The 17,421-nt window shown below is 53.6% G+C and carries 16 protein-coding genes; 1 reads left to right on the forward strand and 15 read right to left on the reverse strand.

Annotated features, from left to right (window positions below; genetic code table 11):
• Nucleotides 1–45 precede the first annotated feature (45 nt).
• From rlmB to nnr, 14 genes are all read right to left on the reverse strand, one after another.
• On the reverse strand, nucleotides 46–777 hold the full coding sequence (gene rlmB / locus ACUU1I_RS13935; protein WP_001293282.1) for a 23S rRNA (guanosine(2251)-2'-O)-methyltransferase RlmB: 732 nt from the start codon (nucleotides 775–777) through the stop codon (nucleotides 46–48).
• Nucleotides 778–956: 179 nt separating this feature from the next.
• On the reverse strand, nucleotides 957–3,398 hold the full coding sequence (gene rnr, locus ACUU1I_RS13940; RefSeq protein WP_000076363.1) for a ribonuclease R: 2,442 nt from the start codon (nucleotides 3,396–3,398) through the stop codon (nucleotides 957–959).
• 38 nt (nucleotides 3,399–3,436) lie between these two features.
• Complete coding sequence (gene nsrR / locus ACUU1I_RS13945; protein ID WP_001177638.1) at nucleotides 3,437–3,862, reverse strand: nitric oxide-sensing transcriptional repressor NsrR; 426 nt, start codon at nucleotides 3,860–3,862, stop codon at nucleotides 3,437–3,439.
• A gap of 204 nt (nucleotides 3,863–4,066) precedes the next feature.
• Nucleotides 4,067–5,365, reverse strand: a complete 1,299-nt coding sequence (gene purA / locus ACUU1I_RS13950; RefSeq protein WP_000527949.1) for an adenylosuccinate synthase — start codon at nucleotides 5,363–5,365, stop codon at nucleotides 4,067–4,069.
• Between the two features lie 103 nt (nucleotides 5,366–5,468).
• Nucleotides 5,469–5,666, reverse strand: coding sequence for a DUF2065 domain-containing protein (locus ACUU1I_RS13955; protein ID WP_001089295.1), 198 nt, complete (start codon nucleotides 5,664–5,666; stop codon nucleotides 5,469–5,471).
• 81 nt (nucleotides 5,667–5,747) lie between these two features.
• The gene (hflC, locus tag ACUU1I_RS13960; RefSeq protein WP_001232412.1) at nucleotides 5,748–6,752 is read right to left on the reverse strand and encodes a protease modulator HflC; all 1,005 of its coding nucleotides are present in this window, start codon (nucleotides 6,750–6,752) and stop codon (nucleotides 5,748–5,750) included.
• Between the two features lie 2 nt (nucleotides 6,753–6,754).
• Nucleotides 6,755–8,014, reverse strand: coding sequence for an FtsH protease activity modulator HflK (gene hflK / locus ACUU1I_RS13965; RefSeq protein WP_000312488.1), 1,260 nt, complete (start codon nucleotides 8,012–8,014; stop codon nucleotides 6,755–6,757).
• A gap of 85 nt (nucleotides 8,015–8,099) precedes the next feature.
• Entirely contained in the window at nucleotides 8,100–9,380 is a 1,281-nt protein-coding gene (hflX, locus tag ACUU1I_RS13970; RefSeq protein WP_000460360.1) for a ribosome rescue GTPase HflX, read from the reverse strand.
• Between the two features lie 75 nt (nucleotides 9,381–9,455).
• The gene (gene hfq, locus ACUU1I_RS13975; protein WP_001051883.1) at nucleotides 9,456–9,764 is read right to left on the reverse strand and encodes an RNA chaperone Hfq; all 309 of its coding nucleotides are present in this window, start codon (nucleotides 9,762–9,764) and stop codon (nucleotides 9,456–9,458) included.
• Between the two features lie 85 nt (nucleotides 9,765–9,849).
• Nucleotides 9,850–10,800 carry a tRNA (adenosine(37)-N6)-dimethylallyltransferase MiaA gene (gene miaA, locus ACUU1I_RS13980; protein WP_001280345.1) on the reverse strand — a complete coding sequence of 317 codons (951 nt, stop codon included), beginning with the start codon at nucleotides 10,798–10,800 and terminating at the stop codon, nucleotides 9,850–9,852.
• Nucleotides 10,793–12,640, reverse strand: a complete 1,848-nt coding sequence (mutL, locus tag ACUU1I_RS13985) for a DNA mismatch repair endonuclease MutL (RefSeq protein WP_001122490.1) — start codon at nucleotides 12,638–12,640, stop codon at nucleotides 10,793–10,795. Before mutL ends, miaA begins: the two co-directional genes overlap by 8 nt.
• Nucleotides 12,641–12,649: 9 nt before the next feature.
• Nucleotides 12,650–13,987, reverse strand: a complete 1,338-nt coding sequence (amiB, locus tag ACUU1I_RS13990; RefSeq protein WP_000990324.1) for an N-acetylmuramoyl-L-alanine amidase AmiB — start codon at nucleotides 13,985–13,987, stop codon at nucleotides 12,650–12,652.
• 18 nt (nucleotides 13,988–14,005) lie between these two features.
• On the reverse strand, nucleotides 14,006–14,467 hold the full coding sequence (gene tsaE, locus ACUU1I_RS13995; RefSeq protein ID WP_000981977.1) for a tRNA (adenosine(37)-N6)-threonylcarbamoyltransferase complex ATPase subunit type 1 TsaE: 462 nt from the start codon (nucleotides 14,465–14,467) through the stop codon (nucleotides 14,006–14,008).
• The gene (gene nnr, locus ACUU1I_RS14000; RefSeq protein WP_000129532.1) at nucleotides 14,439–15,986 is read right to left on the reverse strand and encodes a bifunctional ADP-dependent NAD(P)H-hydrate dehydratase/NAD(P)H-hydrate epimerase; all 1,548 of its coding nucleotides are present in this window, start codon (nucleotides 15,984–15,986) and stop codon (nucleotides 14,439–14,441) included. The genes tsaE and nnr overlap by 29 nt, the downstream gene beginning before the upstream one ends.
• Between nnr and queG the strand changes: the two genes are divergently transcribed.
• Nucleotides 15,985–17,124: a tRNA epoxyqueuosine(34) reductase QueG gene (queG, locus tag ACUU1I_RS14005; protein ID WP_001294213.1), complete on the forward strand. Its 1,140-nt coding sequence runs from the start codon at nucleotides 15,985–15,987 to the stop codon at nucleotides 17,122–17,124. The two genes, nnr and queG, sit on opposite strands and share 2 nt — an antisense overlap.
• On the opposite strand, the gene ACUU1I_RS14010 is transcribed toward queG, so the two are convergent.
• Nucleotides 17,107–17,160: a hypothetical protein gene (locus tag ACUU1I_RS14010; protein ID WP_010723271.1), complete on the reverse strand. Its 54-nt coding sequence runs from the start codon at nucleotides 17,158–17,160 to the stop codon at nucleotides 17,107–17,109. The two genes, queG and ACUU1I_RS14010, sit on opposite strands and share 18 nt — an antisense overlap.
• Nucleotides 17,161–17,421: the final 261 nt, after the last annotated feature.

The raw sequence follows: 17,421 nt of genomic DNA on the forward strand, positions 1-17,421 counted from the left end.
AAAAAAACCATCCAAATCTGGATGGCTTTTCATAATTCAGAGGAACTAGCTGCGCTGACGAACCGCTTCAAATAAGCAAATTCCGGTTGCAACCGAAACGTTCAGGGAAGAAACACTTCCTGCCATTGGGATGCTGATCAACTCATCGCAATGTTCACGGGTCAGGCGACGCATACCTTCACCTTCCGCGCCCATCACCAGCGCCAGGCGTCCGGTCATTTTGCTCTGATAGAGTGTATGATCCGCCTCGCCTGCCGTACCGACGATCCAGATATTCTCTTCCTGCAACATACGCATGGTGCGCGCAAGGTTAGTCACCCGAATCAGCGGAACGCTTTCTGCCGCGCCGCAGGCTACTTTTTTCGCCGTAGCGTTGAGCTGTGCGGAGCGATCTTTCGGCACAATCACCGCATGAACGCCTGCGGCGTCCGCACTACGCAGGCACGCGCCGAGGTTGTGCGGATCGGTTACGCCGTCGAGGATCAGCAGGAACGGTTGATCGAGCGAAGCGATCAGATCCGGCAGATCGTTTTCCTGATACTGACGTCCTGGCTTCACGCGGGCGATAATGCCCTGATGCACGGCACCGTCGCTTTTCTCGTCGAGATATTGGCGGTTTGCCAACTGGATAACCACGCCCTGAGACTCAAGGGCGTGAATCAGCGGTAACAGACGTTTATCTTCACGGCCTTTTAAAATAAAGACTTCCTGAAAACGTTCAGGGGCGCGCTCCAGCAGGGCCTGCACTGCGTGGATGCCGTAAATCATTTCGCTCATTAATGTACTCGTTGTTTACGTTTTGCCTGATGCACTACGTTTATCCGGCCTACATGATCTCTGCAATATATTGAATTTGCGTGATTATGTAGGCCGGATAAGGCGTTCACGCCGCATCCGGCATGAACAAAGCGCATTTTGTCAGCAATCTAACCCTCTTCTTTTAAAGAGGGTATTGATCACTCTGCCACTTTTTTCTTCGCCGCACGCTTCGCTTTGGTCGCTGCGGCTATTTTCTGCGTTTTCGCCGATGGCTTTTTCGCTTTTCTCGCGTCTTTCTTCGCCGCTTTCGGCTTCGTTTTTTTCTCACCGCGGAAGGCGCTGTCTGGCTCAAAGTTTACCTTTTTACCGACCTGACGACGCTTGCCGCCTTTTTTGCCTGCATCGCCTTTTTTCGCTTTCTCGCGCGCCGTTTTACCGACGTTGCGCGGTGCGCGTTCACTGGAGATCAGACTAAAGTCGATTTTGCGCTCGTCCATATTAACCGCTTCGACGCGAACTTCCACGCGATCGCCCAGGCGATAAGTCTGGCCGCTGGATTCCCCCATCAGGCGTTGCCCTACCTGGTCAAAGCGATAGTAGTCATTGTCCAGCGAAGAGACATGGACCAGACCATCAATGAACAAGTCGTCCAGACGGACGAAGAAGCCAAAGCCAGTGACGCTGGAAATTACGCCTTTAAAGACGTTACCTACCTGGTCGAGCATGAAGTCACACTTCAGCCAGTCAGCGACATCGCGCGTTGCTTCGTCGGCACGACGTTCCGCCATCGAACAGTGCTGACCCAGTTGCAACATCTCTTCCATCGAATAATGGTAGCCGCCGGTTTCAGTGGTGTTGCCCTGATGCCCCTGCTCTTTCGCCAGCAGATATTTAATGGCGCGGTGCAGCGTCAGGTCAGGATAACGACGAATCGGCGAAGTAAAGTGCGCATAGGACTGCAATGCCAGACCGAAGTGACCACGGTTTTCTGGATCGTAAATCGCCTGTTTCATCGAGCGTAGCAGCATGGTTTGCAGCATTTCTGCATCAGGACGGTCGGCAACCGACTCCAGCAGTTCCGCGTAGTCACGCGGTTCCGGCTTGTTACCACCCGGCAGCTCCAGCCCCAGCTCCGCCAGCACTGAACGGAAAGAGGTAATCGCTTCGGTGCTCGGCTTGTCGTGAATACGGAACAGTGCCGGTTCTTTCGCTTTCTCAACGAAACGCGCCGCCGAGATATTCGCCAGAATCATGCACTCTTCAATTAATTTGTGCGCGTCGTTACGCTGGGTCTGTTCGATACGTTCAATACGGCGTTCAGCGTTGAAAATGAACTTCGCTTCTTCGCTCTCAAATGAGATCCCACCGCGTTCTTCACGGGCTTTATCCAGCACTTTATAGAGGTTATGCAACTCTTCGAGATGCTTAACCAGCGGGGCGTACTGCTCGCGCAGATCCTGATCGCCCTGCAGAATATGCCAGACTTTGGTGTAGGTCAGACGCGCGTGAGAGCTCATCACCGCTTCGTAGAATTTGTAGCCCGTCAGGCGGCCTTTCGACGAAACCGTCATCTCGCACACCATACACAGGCGGTCTACCTGCGGGTTGAGCGAACACAGGCCGTTAGAGAGCACTTCCGGCAGCATCGGGATAACCTGCGAAGGGAAGTACACCGACGTGCCACGGTTACGCGCTTCTCTGTCCAGCGGCGTTGGCGGACGCACATAGTAGCTGACGTCGGCAATCGCGACCCATAAACGCCAGCCGCCGCCGCGTTTTTTCTCGCAGTAAACTGCATCGTCAAAGTCACGGGCGTCTTCGCCATCAATGGTGACCAGCGGTAAATCGCGCAAATCGACACGGCCCGCTTTTGCTTCTTCCGGCACTTCTTCTTTCAGCCCCGCAACCTGTTGCTCAACAGCCTGCGGCCAGATATACGGAATTTCATGGGTACGCAGAGCGATATCAACCGCCATGCCGGTGCCCATATTGTCGCCCAGCACTTCGACGATTTTACCCACCGCTTTGGTGCGGCGAGTCGGACGCTGAGTCAGTTCGACTACGACCACAAAGCCCATCCGCGCGCCCATGATCTGATCGGGCGGGATTAAGATATCGAAGCTCAGACGGCTATCGTCAGGAACCACAAAGCCGACGCCCGCTTCGGTAAAGTAGCGACCAACAATCTGGCTGGTTTTTGGCACCAGTACGCGGACAATACGCGCTTCACGACGACCTTTACGGTCAGCACCCAGCGGCTGCGCCAGCACCTGATCGCCATGAATGCAGGTTTTCATCTGCTCGCTGGAGAGATACAAATCATCTTTACGCCCTTCAACCCGCAGAAAGCCGTAGCCATCACGGTGGCCAATAACGGTACCTTTCACCAGGTCGAGGCGTTCCGGCAGCGCATAGCACTGACGACGAGTGAAGACCAGTTGACCATCGCGCTCCATCGCGCGCAGGCGGCGACGCAGGCCTTCAAGCTGCTCTTCGCCTTCAATGTGCAGTTCTACCGCCAGCTCATCACGGCTGGCCGGTTTTTCACGTTTGGTTAAATGTTCGAGGATAAATTCCCGACTAGGGATGGGATTCGCGTATTTTTCAGCTTCGCGTCCCTGGAAAGGATCTTGTGACATCTCGGTTCCTCCGTTGTCATCTCTGATGAAGATTTTCGTCACTCCAACAGCAATAATTTATAAAGCGGTTGATTCTCTTCAACCAAATCGGCAAGCGTGTAGTTATCCAGTTCCGTAAGAAAACTTTGCACGGCCTTAGAAAGCGCCTGTTTCAACCGACAGGCAGGTGTAATGTGGCAAAACTCACTGCTGCAATTCACCAGCGATAAGGGCTCCAGCTCGCGCACCACATCACCAATACGTATCGCACTCGCCGGTTTACCCAGGCGAATGCCGCCATTTTTTCCACGAACAGCAGTCACGTAGCCGGCACGACTAAGTTGATTGATTATTTTGACCATATGATTACGGGAGACGCCGTAGACGTCAGTCACTTCAGAAATACTGGTCATCCGCCCTTCTGGCAATGACGCCATGTAGATCAGCGCACGTAATCCGTAATCAGTGAAACTCGTTAACTGCACATCAACCTCAAAAGGGAAATCGGGAAAAAATACATTTATATTGATGATAAACCAGCCACAAGCTGTGTCGCTAATTTATTTCAGTTCGGGGAAGGAAAAAAGCGAGGATTTAACACTGTGTCGGATAGCGTAATGGCTTAACCGACACAGCAATGTATCACACTGTTAGCCCGGCAGGCAAAATATCTGCCAGGCGTACCAGAATTACGCGTCGAACGGGTCGCGCAGAATCATGGTTTCAGTACGATCCGGACCGGTAGAGATGATATCGATCGGCACACCGGTCAGCTCTTCAATACGCTTGATGTAGTTCAGCGCCGCCTGCGGCAGGCCGCTACGATCTTTCACGCCGAAAGTGGATTCAGACCAGCCCGGCATGGTTTCGTAAATCGGCTCTACACCTTTCCAGTCGTCAGCTGCCAGCGGAGTGGTAGTCACTTCGCGACCATCCGGCATACGGTAAGCCACGCAGAGTTTAACCTCTTTCAGGCCATCCAGAACGTCCAGTTTAGTCAGGCAGAAGCCAGACAGGGAGTTCAGCTGTACCGCACGACGAACGGCAACGGTGTCCAGCCAGCCGGTACGACGACGACGACCCGTAGTTGCACCGAATTCGTTACCCTGCTTGCAGAGGAACTCGCCAGTTTCATCAAACAGTTCGGCCGGGAAAGGACCTGCACCTACACGAGTTGAGTAAGCTTTGAGGATACCCAGAACGTAATCAACATAACGCGGGCCCAGGCCGGAACCGGTCGCCACGCCACCAGCAGTGGTGTTGGAAGAAGTTACGTACGGATAAGTACCGTGGTCGATATCCAGCAGCGTACCCTGCGCACCTTCGAACATGACGAAATCGCCACGCTGACGCGCCTGGTCGAGCAGGTCAGAAACGTCAACCACCATAGAAGTCAGGATGTCGGCAACAGCCATCGTATCATCCAGAACTTTCTGGTAATCAACCGCTTCAGCTTTGTAGTAGTTAACCAACTGGAAGTTGTGATATTCCATCACTTCTTTCAGTTTTTCAGCGAAGGTTTCTTTGTCGAAAAGGTCGCCAACACGCAGACCGCGACGTGCCACTTTATCTTCATAAGCAGGCCCGATACCACGACCGGTGGTGCCGATCGCTTTCGCGCCACGCGCTTTCTCACGCGCGTTATCCAGCGCAACGTGATAATCAAGGATCAGCGGACATGCTTCAGACAGCAGCAGACGCTCACGAACGGGGATGCCACGGTCTTCCAGTTCTTTCATCTCTTTCATCAGCGCGGCCGGAGACAGCACAACACCGTTACCGATGATGCTGGTTACATTCTCGCGGAGAATACCTGATGGAATAAGATGGAGAACGGTTTTTTCACCGTTGATTACGAGAGTATGGCCTGCGTTGTGACCGCCCTGGTAGCGTACAACATATTTAGCCCGTTCAGTCAGAAGATCGACGATCTTACCTTTACCTTCGTCACCCCATTGGGTGCCCAGTACGACGACGTTGTTACCCATTTTTCAAAATCACCGTTTGCTTAAAAATGGATTCTACCATCGCTTTTTCAGAGTTACAGCACTTTTTGCACTCAAAAATGACCTCGAACAGTCTGTTTTTTGTTCAGCCAATCGTTTTCCTCAACATGTAGTAGACCACAACGCCCGCAACCACAAGTCCACCGCCAAAACGACGTAAAATATTATCGGGCAAATTGGTCATCGCAGAGATCATCTTCTTCCATGCCTTCGGGTAAAGCATCGGCCCTAAACCTTCCAGTACCAAAACCAGGGCAAGCGCCAGCCAGATTGTCGAATTCATTCATTATCCTTATAGAAAAAGAAAACCACCGACATCCCTGAGGATGCGGTGGCTTTATTGACCTGTACCGCAGTCGTTATATTAACGCGTTGCGGAAGTCGGCGTCTTCATGTAGCGGAAGAAATCGCTATCCGGGCTCATGACCATCACGTCCTGATTGCCAGAGAAGCTGTTCTCATAAGCACGCAGGCTACGGATGAATGCGTAGAAGTCCGGATCTTTACTGAATGCATCAGCAAACAGTTTGGCTGCTTCGGCATCGCCTTCACCACGCATAATGCGGCCCTGACGCTCAGCTTCTGCCAGCGTTCTGGTCACTTCATAGTCGGCAGTCGCGCGCAGTTTTTCCGCTTCTTCCTGACCTTGTGAACGGTGACGACGCGCTACCGCTTCACGCTCGGCGCGCATACGGTTGTAGATCGCTTCAGACACTTCGGTCGGCAGGTTGATCTGCTTGATACGCACATCGACAACTTCAATACCCAGCGCCGCCATACTGTTCGGGTTGATGACCGGAACTTTGCCCTTCGTCTCAGCCGTTACGCGCTCTGCCGCTTCGGCAATGGCGTTATCTGCTGCCGGGGTAGTAACTTCATCTTCTGTACCCGCAGAACCGGAGTTCAGCGCGTCACGTACTTCGAGGGTCAGACGACCACGGGAATCGGTGACGATATCTTTCACGTCCAGGCGACCAATTTCAGAACGCAGACGGTCAGAGAACTTACGTTTCAACAGCACTTCCGCTTGCGAAATGTCGCCACCACCCGTTGCCAGGTAGTAACGGCTGAAATCGCTGATGCGCCATTTGATGTAAGAGTCGACGATCAGGTCTTTCTTCTCTTTGGTCACAAAGCGGTCGGCCTGGTTGTCCATGGTCTGAATACGTGCGTCGAGCATTTTCACCGTTTCAATGAACGGTATCTTGAAATGCAGACCAGGCTCATAAACCAAAGGTTTGTTGTCATCGTCACGCAGTACCTTACCAAAACGCAGCGTAATACCACGCTCACCTTCTTTGACGACAAAGACAGACATGTAAAGCACTACCAGCACGATGATGATAATCGCGATAACTGACTTACGCATCGTTATTCCCCCTGACGCTGGTAGTCGTTACGCTGCGCGTTGGCGCGGCGTTGGTCCATAATATCGCCCTGACTGGTGGACGACGTGTTGCTTGCTCCACTGGTTGTGGAGGAAGAGGCTGGCGGCAGACGCAGCAGATTGCTGGCACCGTTATCGCTCTTCGCCGCAGGGGCGTTACCACCTTTCAGCATCTGGTCTAACGGCAGAACCATCAGGTTGCCACCTTTATCGTTAACCAGCACTTTGCGGGTGTTACCCAACACTTTTTCCATCGTCTCGATATACAGACGCTCGCGAGTAATTTCCGGCGCGGCTTTATATTCCGGCAGAAGTTTAGCAAAGCGCGCCACTTCACCCTGAGCTTCCAGGATGGTCTGGGCCTTGTACGCACGCGCCTCTTCGAGGATACGTTGCGCCTGACCGTTCGCACGCGGCTGAACTTCGTTGGTATACGCTTCTGCTTCACGAATGTATTGCTGTTCGTTTTCACGCGCGGCAATCGCATCGTCAAACGCCGCTTTTACTTCTTCCGGCGGACGAGCAGCCTGGAAGTTGACGTCCAGCAGCGTGATACCCATGTCATACGGACGAATCGTCTCTTCCAGTTCGCGCTGAGTATCGCTACGAATCACGGTACGACCTTCCGTCAGAATGCGGTCCATGGTGTATTTACCGATAACTCCACGCAGGGCGCTGTCGGTAGCCTGACGCAGGCTGTCATCCGGGCTGGTCACGCTATACAGATATTTTTCCGGATTGGTGACGCGGTACTGCACGTTCATCTCAACGCGCACTACGTTCTCGTCCGACGTCAGCATCACACCAGAAGCGGCCAGTTCACGCACGGCTTCCACGTTCACCGGTTTGACTTCGTCGATAAACGTCGGTTTCCAGTTCAGACCCGGCTCAACCAGATGGCTGAATTTACCAAAGCGTGTTACCACGCCGCGTTCGGCTTCTTTAATGGTATAGAAACCACTGGCCGCCCAGATAATGACAATCGCTGCCGCTGCGATGGTAACGACACGACCGCCAAGCTGCGGGCGCGGGCCTTGCGATGAACTGCCACCGCCAGATCCGGTGCCTTTACCGCCGCCCAGACCACCGAGCTTTTTGCTCAGTTTGCGGAAGATATCATCTAAATCAGGTGGCCCTTGATCGCGACCGCCTTTGTTTCCATTTCCCTCAGAGTTGCCGCCAGGTTTGCTGCTTCCCCACGGGTCGCGGTCTTGTCCGTTATTACCGGGCTGATTCCACGCCATGTTTGTGCTCCATATTTGTTATGCGGTGATCCCTGTTGTCTTTCGACGCCAGAGGATATGACTCCACGCTTCAGACGCTACGCCGTTAGATCAGGTAATCGATCAACGCCGGTTCTTGTTTACAGAGGCGACGCCAGTCAACGATCGGCATACGAACTTGCAGACTTACGCTGCCGTCCTCCTCCATCCACTCTTTTTCTATTGCCTGAAGCTGATAAAAACGACTCCTCAGACGCCCTTCCTGCGGTGGCAGACGCAATGTATGCTGCGCCACCTCGCCGGAAAGCCGCTCCGTCAAAGCCTGAAAAAGCTGTGGTATCCCCGCTCCGGTCTGTGCGGAAAGCCAGACACGGATCGGTTTGTTCTCTTCGTCCCGATCAATACGCGGTTCGAAATCTTCCAGCATATCGATCTTGTTCATCACCAGCAGGGTTGGGATCTCGTGAGCGTCGATCTCTTCAAGAACCGTATTCACCGCTTCGATGTTTTCTTGTACACGCACATCCGCCGCATCAATGACGTGCAGCAGTAATGTGGCTTGCCGCGTCTCTTGTAACGTGGCTTTAAATGCTGCCACCAGATCGTGCGGCAGGTGGCGAATAAACCCTACGGTATCTGCAAGTACGGTTTCACCGACATCTGCAACGTCAATACGCCGCAACGTCGGGTCGAGGGTGGCAAACAACTGGTCTGCCGCGTAGACCCGCGCTTCGGTGATGCGATTGAAAAGGGTAGATTTACCGGCGTTGGTATATCCCACCAGCGAAACAGTAGGAACGTCGGCTTTGATACGCGATTGCCGCCCCTGCTCACGCTGCTTTTCAACTCTTTCCAGGCGCGACTGTATCTGCACGATGCGATTACGCAACAAACGACGGTCGGTTTCGAGCTGGGTTTCACCCGGACCACGCAAACCTATCCCGCCTTTCTGTCTTTCAAGGTGGGTCCAGCCACGCACCAGGCGCGTAGCCAGATGGCGCAGCTGCGCCAGCTCAACCTGCAACTTACCCTCATGGGTACGCGCACGTTGGGCGAAAATATCTAAAATAAGGCCGGTGCGGTCGATAACACGACACTCGCACAAACGCTCCAGGTTACGCTCTTGCGCCGGGCTCAGGGCATGGTCAAAAAGAACGACCGAAGCACCCGTCGCTTTGACAGCTTCCGCAATTTCAACTGCTTTACCTTCACCTACAAAATACTTTGGGTGCGGCGCTTTACGGCTACCGGTAATCACCTGCAATGCTTCGACACCGGCGGAAGAGACCAGAGATTCAAACTCCTGGAGGTCTTCCATATCTTTGTCTTGCGTAAAATAGATGTGTACCAGTACCGCCTGCTCACCAGCATCATAACGGTCAAACAAGCGTATAACCCTCTAAATAGATCAGCGGGGAACGCAGGATCGCTGGCTCCCCGTGTAAAAAAACAGCCCGAAACCTTATTCGGTTTCTTCGCTGTCCTGTTGCGCGGAAGTATTCTGTGCGCTGCTACCATGATGGTAGTTACTGCTGGTACCGCCACCGGCGTTGTTACTGTGATGAGAAACCGGGCGAGATGGGACAACAGTAGAAATCGCGTGCTTGTAAACCATCTGGCTGACCGTGTTTTTCAACAGGATCACGAACTGATCAAAAGACTCGATTTGCCCTTGCAGCTTAATACCATTCACCAAATAAATAGAAACTGGAACACGTTCCCGACGCAGTGCGTTCAGGAACGGATCTTGTAAAGATTGCCCCTTAGCCATTCTCTCTTTTCCTTATATGCTTATTTGTACTTTGAACCTTTCGATTCTGAAAAAATTGCGCACGATACGTCTCAATTGTACACATTCAGCCTGCGATAGCACCAACAACCTGTAATACTTCGTCACGCGCCTGTTCTGGTTTTTCACTGTCAAGCCAGTGAACCCCTTCCCAACCACGCAGCCAGGTTATCTGCCGCTTCGCCAACTGTCTCGTGGCGCAAACACCTCGATAAACCATTTCATCGTATGAGATTTCGCCTTCAAGGTAAGACCACATCTGGCGATAACCCACGCAACGAATGGAAGGCAAGTCCGTATGCAAATCTCCTCGGGCAAAAAGCGCCCGGACTTCTGCTTCAAAACCTGAAGCCAACATCTGATGAAAACGCTGCTCAATGCGTTGATGGAGCAGTTCACGGCTCGCCGGGGCGATGGCGAACTGATGCACCTGATACGGTAGAGCGTCTCCTGACGTTTGCGTCAGTTCCGTTAAAGTTTTACCCGAAATAAAAAAAACTTCCAGTGCCCGGGAAAGCCTTTGTGGATCATTTGGATGAATCCTTGCTGCCGCAACCGGATCTACCTCCTGAAGTTGACGATGCAATGACTCCCAACCTTGCTCTGCCGCCTGTTGCTCAATTCTGGCCCGCACTTCCGGGTCTGCCGACGGTAGCGGCGACAACCCTTCCAGCAATGCCTTGAAATACAACATCGTACCGCCCACTAACAGTGGGATCCGCCCCGCCGCGGTGATATCGGCCATTTCCGCCAGCGCATCGCGGCGAAAATCAGCAGCCGAGTAAGCCTGCGACGGATCGCGAATATCCAGCAATCGGTGCGGCGCGGCGAGTAACTCTTCAGCGTTCGGCTTCGCCGTCCCGATATCCATCCCTTTGTAAATAAGGGCAGAATCAACGCTTATCAACTCTACTGGTAAAATTTTACGCAGCTCAATGGCTAACGCCGTTTTACCGGAGGCCGTCGGCCCCATCAAAAAAATCGCCTTAGGCAGGCTCGCCTTACTGATATCACTCATCTTTCAGGGCTTTTATCGCCGGATGTAAATCAACAGATTGTAACAGACCACCCGGCGGCGTTTTCACAAGTTGCGGACATAACCGTTCCACGTCCGCCAGCAGGGTTATGGCCTGTGCCATTGACCACTGCGCATGTTCGCTCATCAGATTTCGTGCAATCCACTGCGCAATATTGCCAGGTTCGAATACGGACTGCTTCGCCAGGTAGCCTATCAGTTCAGGAATCAAGATTTGTAAATTTTGTTGGCGTAAGGGTAAAGGCACGGCCCTGATGGTCACATGCTGTGCATCTGACTGGAAATCAATACCCAATTCCGCTAGGGCAGACTGCGCTTTTTCTAATGCCGATTTTTCTTCGCCAGAAACTTTTAGCCGCAACGGAATCAGCAGCGGCTGGGCGCAAACGGGCGCTTCACCCGGCGTCAATTGTGCCTGACGCAGCCAACGTTCTGCCACTGGCAAGGATAAAAGTGAAATGTTGCCATCGCGCTCCAGCAACGCACAGTCGGAATGGACGATAGTCAGTACCCGACCAAAACTCTGACTGTTCGCCGCAAGTGCAGGTTCCTGCGGTTCCGGCGCTTTTGGTTTTTGCATCGGCGCGGGCGTTTGCAAAAGCTGGCGATACACTTCACCTTGCTGTTTCTGGTAGCCTGGCTGCGCATTCGGCCAGGGGGCAGCCGGACGACTGCCTGAGGCGGGCGCAGGAGAGTAGCGCGGAGCTACCGGCTCACGAGCTGCCGGTTCTGCAAAGTGATTGCGCCCCGCCGCCACGCGGTTTTCCGGGATGGCACGCGGTGCGGGTTGTGGTTCATCGTCCAGCGGTAGCGGCGTTTCCAGTTGCTGTTGTAGCACGCTCAGCACGCCCTGATAGATAAAATCATGCACCAGACGCGACTGATGGAAACGCACTTCGTGTTTGGCGGGGTGTACGTTGACGTCCACCTGATGCGGGTCGATCTCCAGATACAACACAAATGCCGGTTGCTGATCGGCCCCCAGTTTGTCTTCGCAGGCCTGGCGGATCGCATGATTGATCAGGCGATCGCGCATCATGCGACCATTCACGTAGCAATACTGAATTTCCGCCAGTGCGGGCGTAGTGTGATTTGGATCGGCCACCCAGCCGCGCAGGGTGAGATCGCCGTGTTGCCATTCAATCGCCAGCGCTTGTTCGAGAAAAGCGGTGCCGCAAATCGCGCCTAAGCGCCGTTCTTTTTGCCCGCCTTCCGGCACTGCGCGGTACTGACGCACAATTTTACCGTTATGCGACAGGTTGATCGTGACGTCGAAACGCGCCAGCGCAATGCGGCGGATGATTTCATCAATATGGCTAAATTCGGTTTTCTCGGTGCGCAGGAATTTGCGCCGCGCCGGGGTGTTGTAGAACAGATCCAGCACCTCCAGCGTCGTTCCCACCGGATGCGCCGCCGGTTTAACCGTCACGTCCATGTCGCGTCCTTCGGCATAGGCCTGCCAGGCTTCCTGCTGTTCTGCGGTGCGTGAAGTGAGCGTCAGGCGGGAAACCGAACTGATACTCGCCAGCGCCTCACCGCGAAAGCCCAGGCTGATAATGGCTTCGAGATCGTCCAGAGAGGCGATTTTACTGGTGGCATGACGAGCCAGCGCCAGCGCCAGCTCATCTTTTTTGATACCGCAGCCGTTATCACGAATGCGGATAAGTTTCGCCCCACCGCGTTCGATATCAATATCGATACGCGTCGCACCTGCATCGAGGCTGTTTTCCACTAGTTCTTTGACTACCGACGCAGGTCGCTCGACCACCTCACCTGCGGCAATCTGGTTCGCCAGTTGTGGCGGTAAGACCTGAATTGGCATCAATCGTCCTTAGTTTGGCAGCGTGCGATCTGGCGTCGTCACCGTACTGGCAGTTTGTGCCGTTGCACCCTGCGGCGCAGATTGCATCGGATGCGCAAGGAAGTAATTGCGCAGGCCTTTGTAAATGGCTTCTGCCAGCTGTTGTTGGTAATCGTCGCTCGCCAGCAAACGTTCTTCGCTGTTGTTGCTGATAAAACCGGTTTCGACCAGTACTGATGGGATATCCGGCGAGCGCAGAACGCCAAGGCTGGCGTGTTCTGGTCGACGTTTATGTATTTCGCCAATGCGTTGCAACTGACTGATCATACTGGTCGCTACATCATACCCTACCCGCTGGGAATGACCGAACTGTAAATCCAGCACCGCCTGGCTTAAATAGGGGTCAGACTGACTGTTCGCCAGCACATCACCCGCCCCACCCAGCAGCTCCGACTGTTTCTCGTGCTGCTCCAGCCAGCTGGCCATTTCACTGTTGGCGCGACGGTTAGAGAGCACCAATACGGAAGCGCCAGTCGCACTGCGGTTCGGTGCGGCATCAGCGTGAATCGACACGAGGAAATTGGCGTTTTGCTTATGTGCCACATCACTGCGCCCCATCACCGAGATAAAGTAATCCCCGTCACGGGTTAAAACGCCTTTAAACATCGGATCGTCATTGAGCAAAGTACGCAATTTACGCGCGATGGCGATGGTGACATTTTTCTCCCGCGTACCACCGGGGCCGATAGCGCCAGGGTCCTGACCGCCGTGTCCGGCATCAATAGCGATGATAATTTTATCGCCAGTGTTAGCCGTCGCGCGCGCTGCCGGACGCGTTACCGTATTACTGCTGATAACACCCGTAGTGCGGTTACTTTCCGTTTTAAACGGATTGCGCGCCGGTTCGCTGACGCGCGGTGCGACAACCGCAGGCGTTTCAACGCGTTTCGCAACCACGGGCGGCGGAGGAGGCGGTGGCGGCACATCGGCGTTAATCGTAAAGACGACAGTGTAATTGCTGCCATTCTGCCGCTTCACCGCTTCGGTTTTACCGTTTTCGGTAAGATCGACCACCAGCCGTAGCGTTTGTGCATCTTTAGGCGTTCCAGAGCGAATCGCCTTCACCAGATTATTGCCGCTGAACAACAACGGCAGTCCCTGAATCACGCCCGTTTGTTTGATATCGAGCGCCACGGTGCGTTTGCTTTGATGGCTAAACGCATAATCAGGATCGCCAATAAAACTCAACGTTATCCGTGCCTGTTGATTACCGTTAGAAACCTGAATATCAGAGAGCGTCGCGGCACCCACCGGCGTGCACAGCAGCAGCAGCGTCGCTACCAACCAATTTCTGATGCGATACATCATCCCGCCACCTTTCAAAGGTTAACCGGCTAAACGCGCCAGCAACAATTCACCCGCAGAGGAAACCGCACTCACGCGCGCCTCACGGCCTTGTGCCTGATAATCAATGTGTATTTCGACATCCGGGTCAGGAAGAACACCTGTACCTTGTTGTGGCCACTCCACAAGGCAGATGGCATCGTTGGCAAAATAATCGCGGATCCCCATAAACTCCAGCTCCTCGGGATCGGCAAGGCGGTACAAATCAAAGTGATAGACCATTAAGTTGTCGAGCGTATAGGGTTCGACCAGCGTATAAGTGGGGCTTTTGACATTACCCTGATGACCCAGAGCCTGTAAAAAGCCCCGGCTAAAGGTGGTTTTACCTGCGCCTAAATCGCCATACAGATAGATTACGGTTGCTCCATCGCAGGCTTTCGCTACCCGCTCGCCCAGGTCTAATGTTGCCTGCTCATCAGGGAGCGGAATTACTCGATTCATCATGGTTTTTATCAGTCACTTCCGGGTTAACAATACGCTGTAGCGTGGAAAAGAGATCGGTTGCCAGCATCCCGCGCGTTCCAAAACGCGCCGCCAGTACGTCAGCTGCCGCACCGTGCGCGACACAGCCTGCACAGGCTGCATCATACGGCGACAGTTTTTGCCCAAGCAATGCGCCAATAATACCAGAGAGCACATCGCCCATGCCGCCGCTCGCCATGCCTGCATTTCCGGCATCAATAATGCCTAAAGCGTCAGGATGGGCGGCGACCACGGTTCCGGCACCTTTCAGCACCGCTACGCCGCCATAACGTTGTACCAGACGTTTGGCGCAATGTAAGCGGTCACTTTCAATTTCAGCGACGGAACAGCCTAACAACCGTGCGGCCTCGCTAGGATGCGGCGTGATCACGCGATTGTGACGCTTATCGGGATTGATTGCCAGCAGGTTCAATGCATCGGCATCCCACAACATCGGTTTGCGAAAATTCTCAACTTTTTGCAGGGCTTTTTTCCCCCACTCTTGCTGGCCCAGACCGGGACCAATCACCACCACATCGGCCCATTCCAGGCTTTCGGTAAGAGAGTCCATAGTCAGTTCATGCACCATCAATTCTGGTCGTGCAGTCAGCAGCGGCGCAATGTTCTCACTGCGGGTCAGTACTCGGACTAAACCAGCACCAGCACGTAGCGCCGCTTCCCCCGTCATACGAATAGCCCCCGCCGTGCCGTGATCGCCACCGATAATCACCAGCCGCCCGTGATCGCCTTTATGCGAAGTCGGGCGACGCGGTTTCAGCCAGTGAGAAAGTTGTTCTGCCGAAAACCGCTGAATTTTCGTCTCCTGACCTGCCAGCCAGCTATCCAGCCCCAGTGAGTCAAAATGCAGTTGTCCTGTAACATCCCGCGCTTTTCCAGTGAGCAAGCCTAGTTTCAGCGCAATAAAAGTGATGGTGTGATCGGCGTTGATCACTGCGCCTGGCGTAGCGCCGGTTTCAGCCAGCAGGCCGGAAGGGATATCAACCGCCACAATCGGCGCAGGATGGGAATTAGCGTGGTCGATTAACTGGCTAATGGATTCGCGGGGCGCTTGCTGCAAGCCGGTACCGAGCAGCGCATCAACAATCAGATCTACCGATTCGGGCCAGACAATATTCGAAGCATGGATCTCGCCACCCGCGTTTAACCATGCTTCGCGTGCCAGCGCGGCCTCTTCCGGCAACGGTTTGTCGCTCTCCTGGGCCAACAACGTGACCTCAATGCCGACCGCTTTGGCCAGTCGCGCGACCACGTAGCCATCGCCGCCGTTATTACCATGACCGCACAGCACCAGCCAGTGGCGGGCGTCAGGATACGCCGAACGACACACCTGGAATGCGGCCTCGCCAGCGCGAAGCATCAGCTCATAGAGTGTGAGCCCCAGCACATCTGCCGCCTCGCGTTCTCCGCGGCGGATATCGTCGGCGTACCAGACGGTGTGTGGTATACTTACGGGGTTTTTCTTCATTGTATGGTCCGTCATGTCAGAGCCCCTCGATCTCAATCAGTTAGCGCAAAAAATTAAACAGTGGGGGCTGGAACTGGGCTTTCAGCAGGTAGGTATTACCGATACCGATCTCAGCGAGTCCGAGCCCAAACTGCAAGCATGGCTGGACAAACAATACCACGGCGAAATGGACTGGATGGCACGTCACGGTATGCTGCGCGCTCGCCCCCATGAGTTATTACCCGGTACGCTGCGTGTAATCAGCGTGCGGATGAATTACCTTCCTGCTAACGCCGCATTTGCCAGCACGCTGAAAAACCCCAAACTCGGCTATGTTAGCCGTTATGCGCTGGGCCGTGACTATCACAAACTTCTGCGCAACCGACTCAAAAAGCTGGGCGAGATGATTCAGCAACATTGTGTTTCGCTGAATTTTAGACCGTTTGTCGATTCTGCGCCTATTCTCGAGCGCCCGTTAGCTGAAAAAGCTGGGCTCGGCTGGACAGGTAAGCACTCACTTATCCTCAATCGCGAGGCCGGTTCGTTCTTCTTTTTAGGCGAATTGCTGGTCGATATTCCGCTGCCCGTGGATCAACCAGTCGAGGAAGGATGCGGCAAATGCGTGGCCTGTATGACGATTTGCCCGACCGGTGCCATCGTCGAGCCATATACCGTCGATGCTCGCCGCTGTATCTCTTATCTCACCATCGAACTTGAAGGGGCGATCCCGGAAGAGTTGCGACCGTTAATGGGAAACCGTATTTACGGTTGCGATGACTGCCAGCTTATCTGCCCGTGGAATCGCTATTCGCAACTCACTACAGAAGACGATTTCAGCCCGCGTAAGCCGCTACACGCACCGGAACTCATTGAGTTATTTGCCTGGAGCGAAGAGAAGTTTTTAAAAGTCACGGAAGGATCGGCGATTCGCCGTATAGGTCACCTGCGCTGGCTGCGTAATATCGCCGTGGCATTAGGCAATGCCCCTTGGGATGAAACGATTTTGACAGCGCTGGAAAGTCGTAAAGGTGAGCACCCACTTCTCGATGAGCACATAGCGTGGGCGATTGCGCAGCAAATAGAGAGACGAAATGCGTGCATAGTCGAAGTGCAATTGCCGAAAAAACAGCGTCTGGTTCGGGTGATTGAAAAAGGGTTACCGCGTGACGCCTGATTCATCCACAGCTTGTGAATAAAAATAAAAACGCATTGCAATTCAAGACGAATAAAATCGTCAAGTGATCGACTCGACAAAACGGAATCTTGATTTTTAACTTATTTATCAATAGGTTAAAAAATACCATTCACCGTGCGAAGTTTCTTTGAAATTAAGATTACAGCCTGAGGCTGTGGATAACTCTGTTTACAAGAGTTTGTCAGAGACAACAAAAACCAGCAATAACGCATCGCGTCGCTGTGGATATTTTATTGAGAGAAGAATTTGGAGCGGGAAACGAGACTCGAACTCGCG

The sequence above is a fragment of the Shigella sp. SIG3 genome (assembly GCF_053555855.1).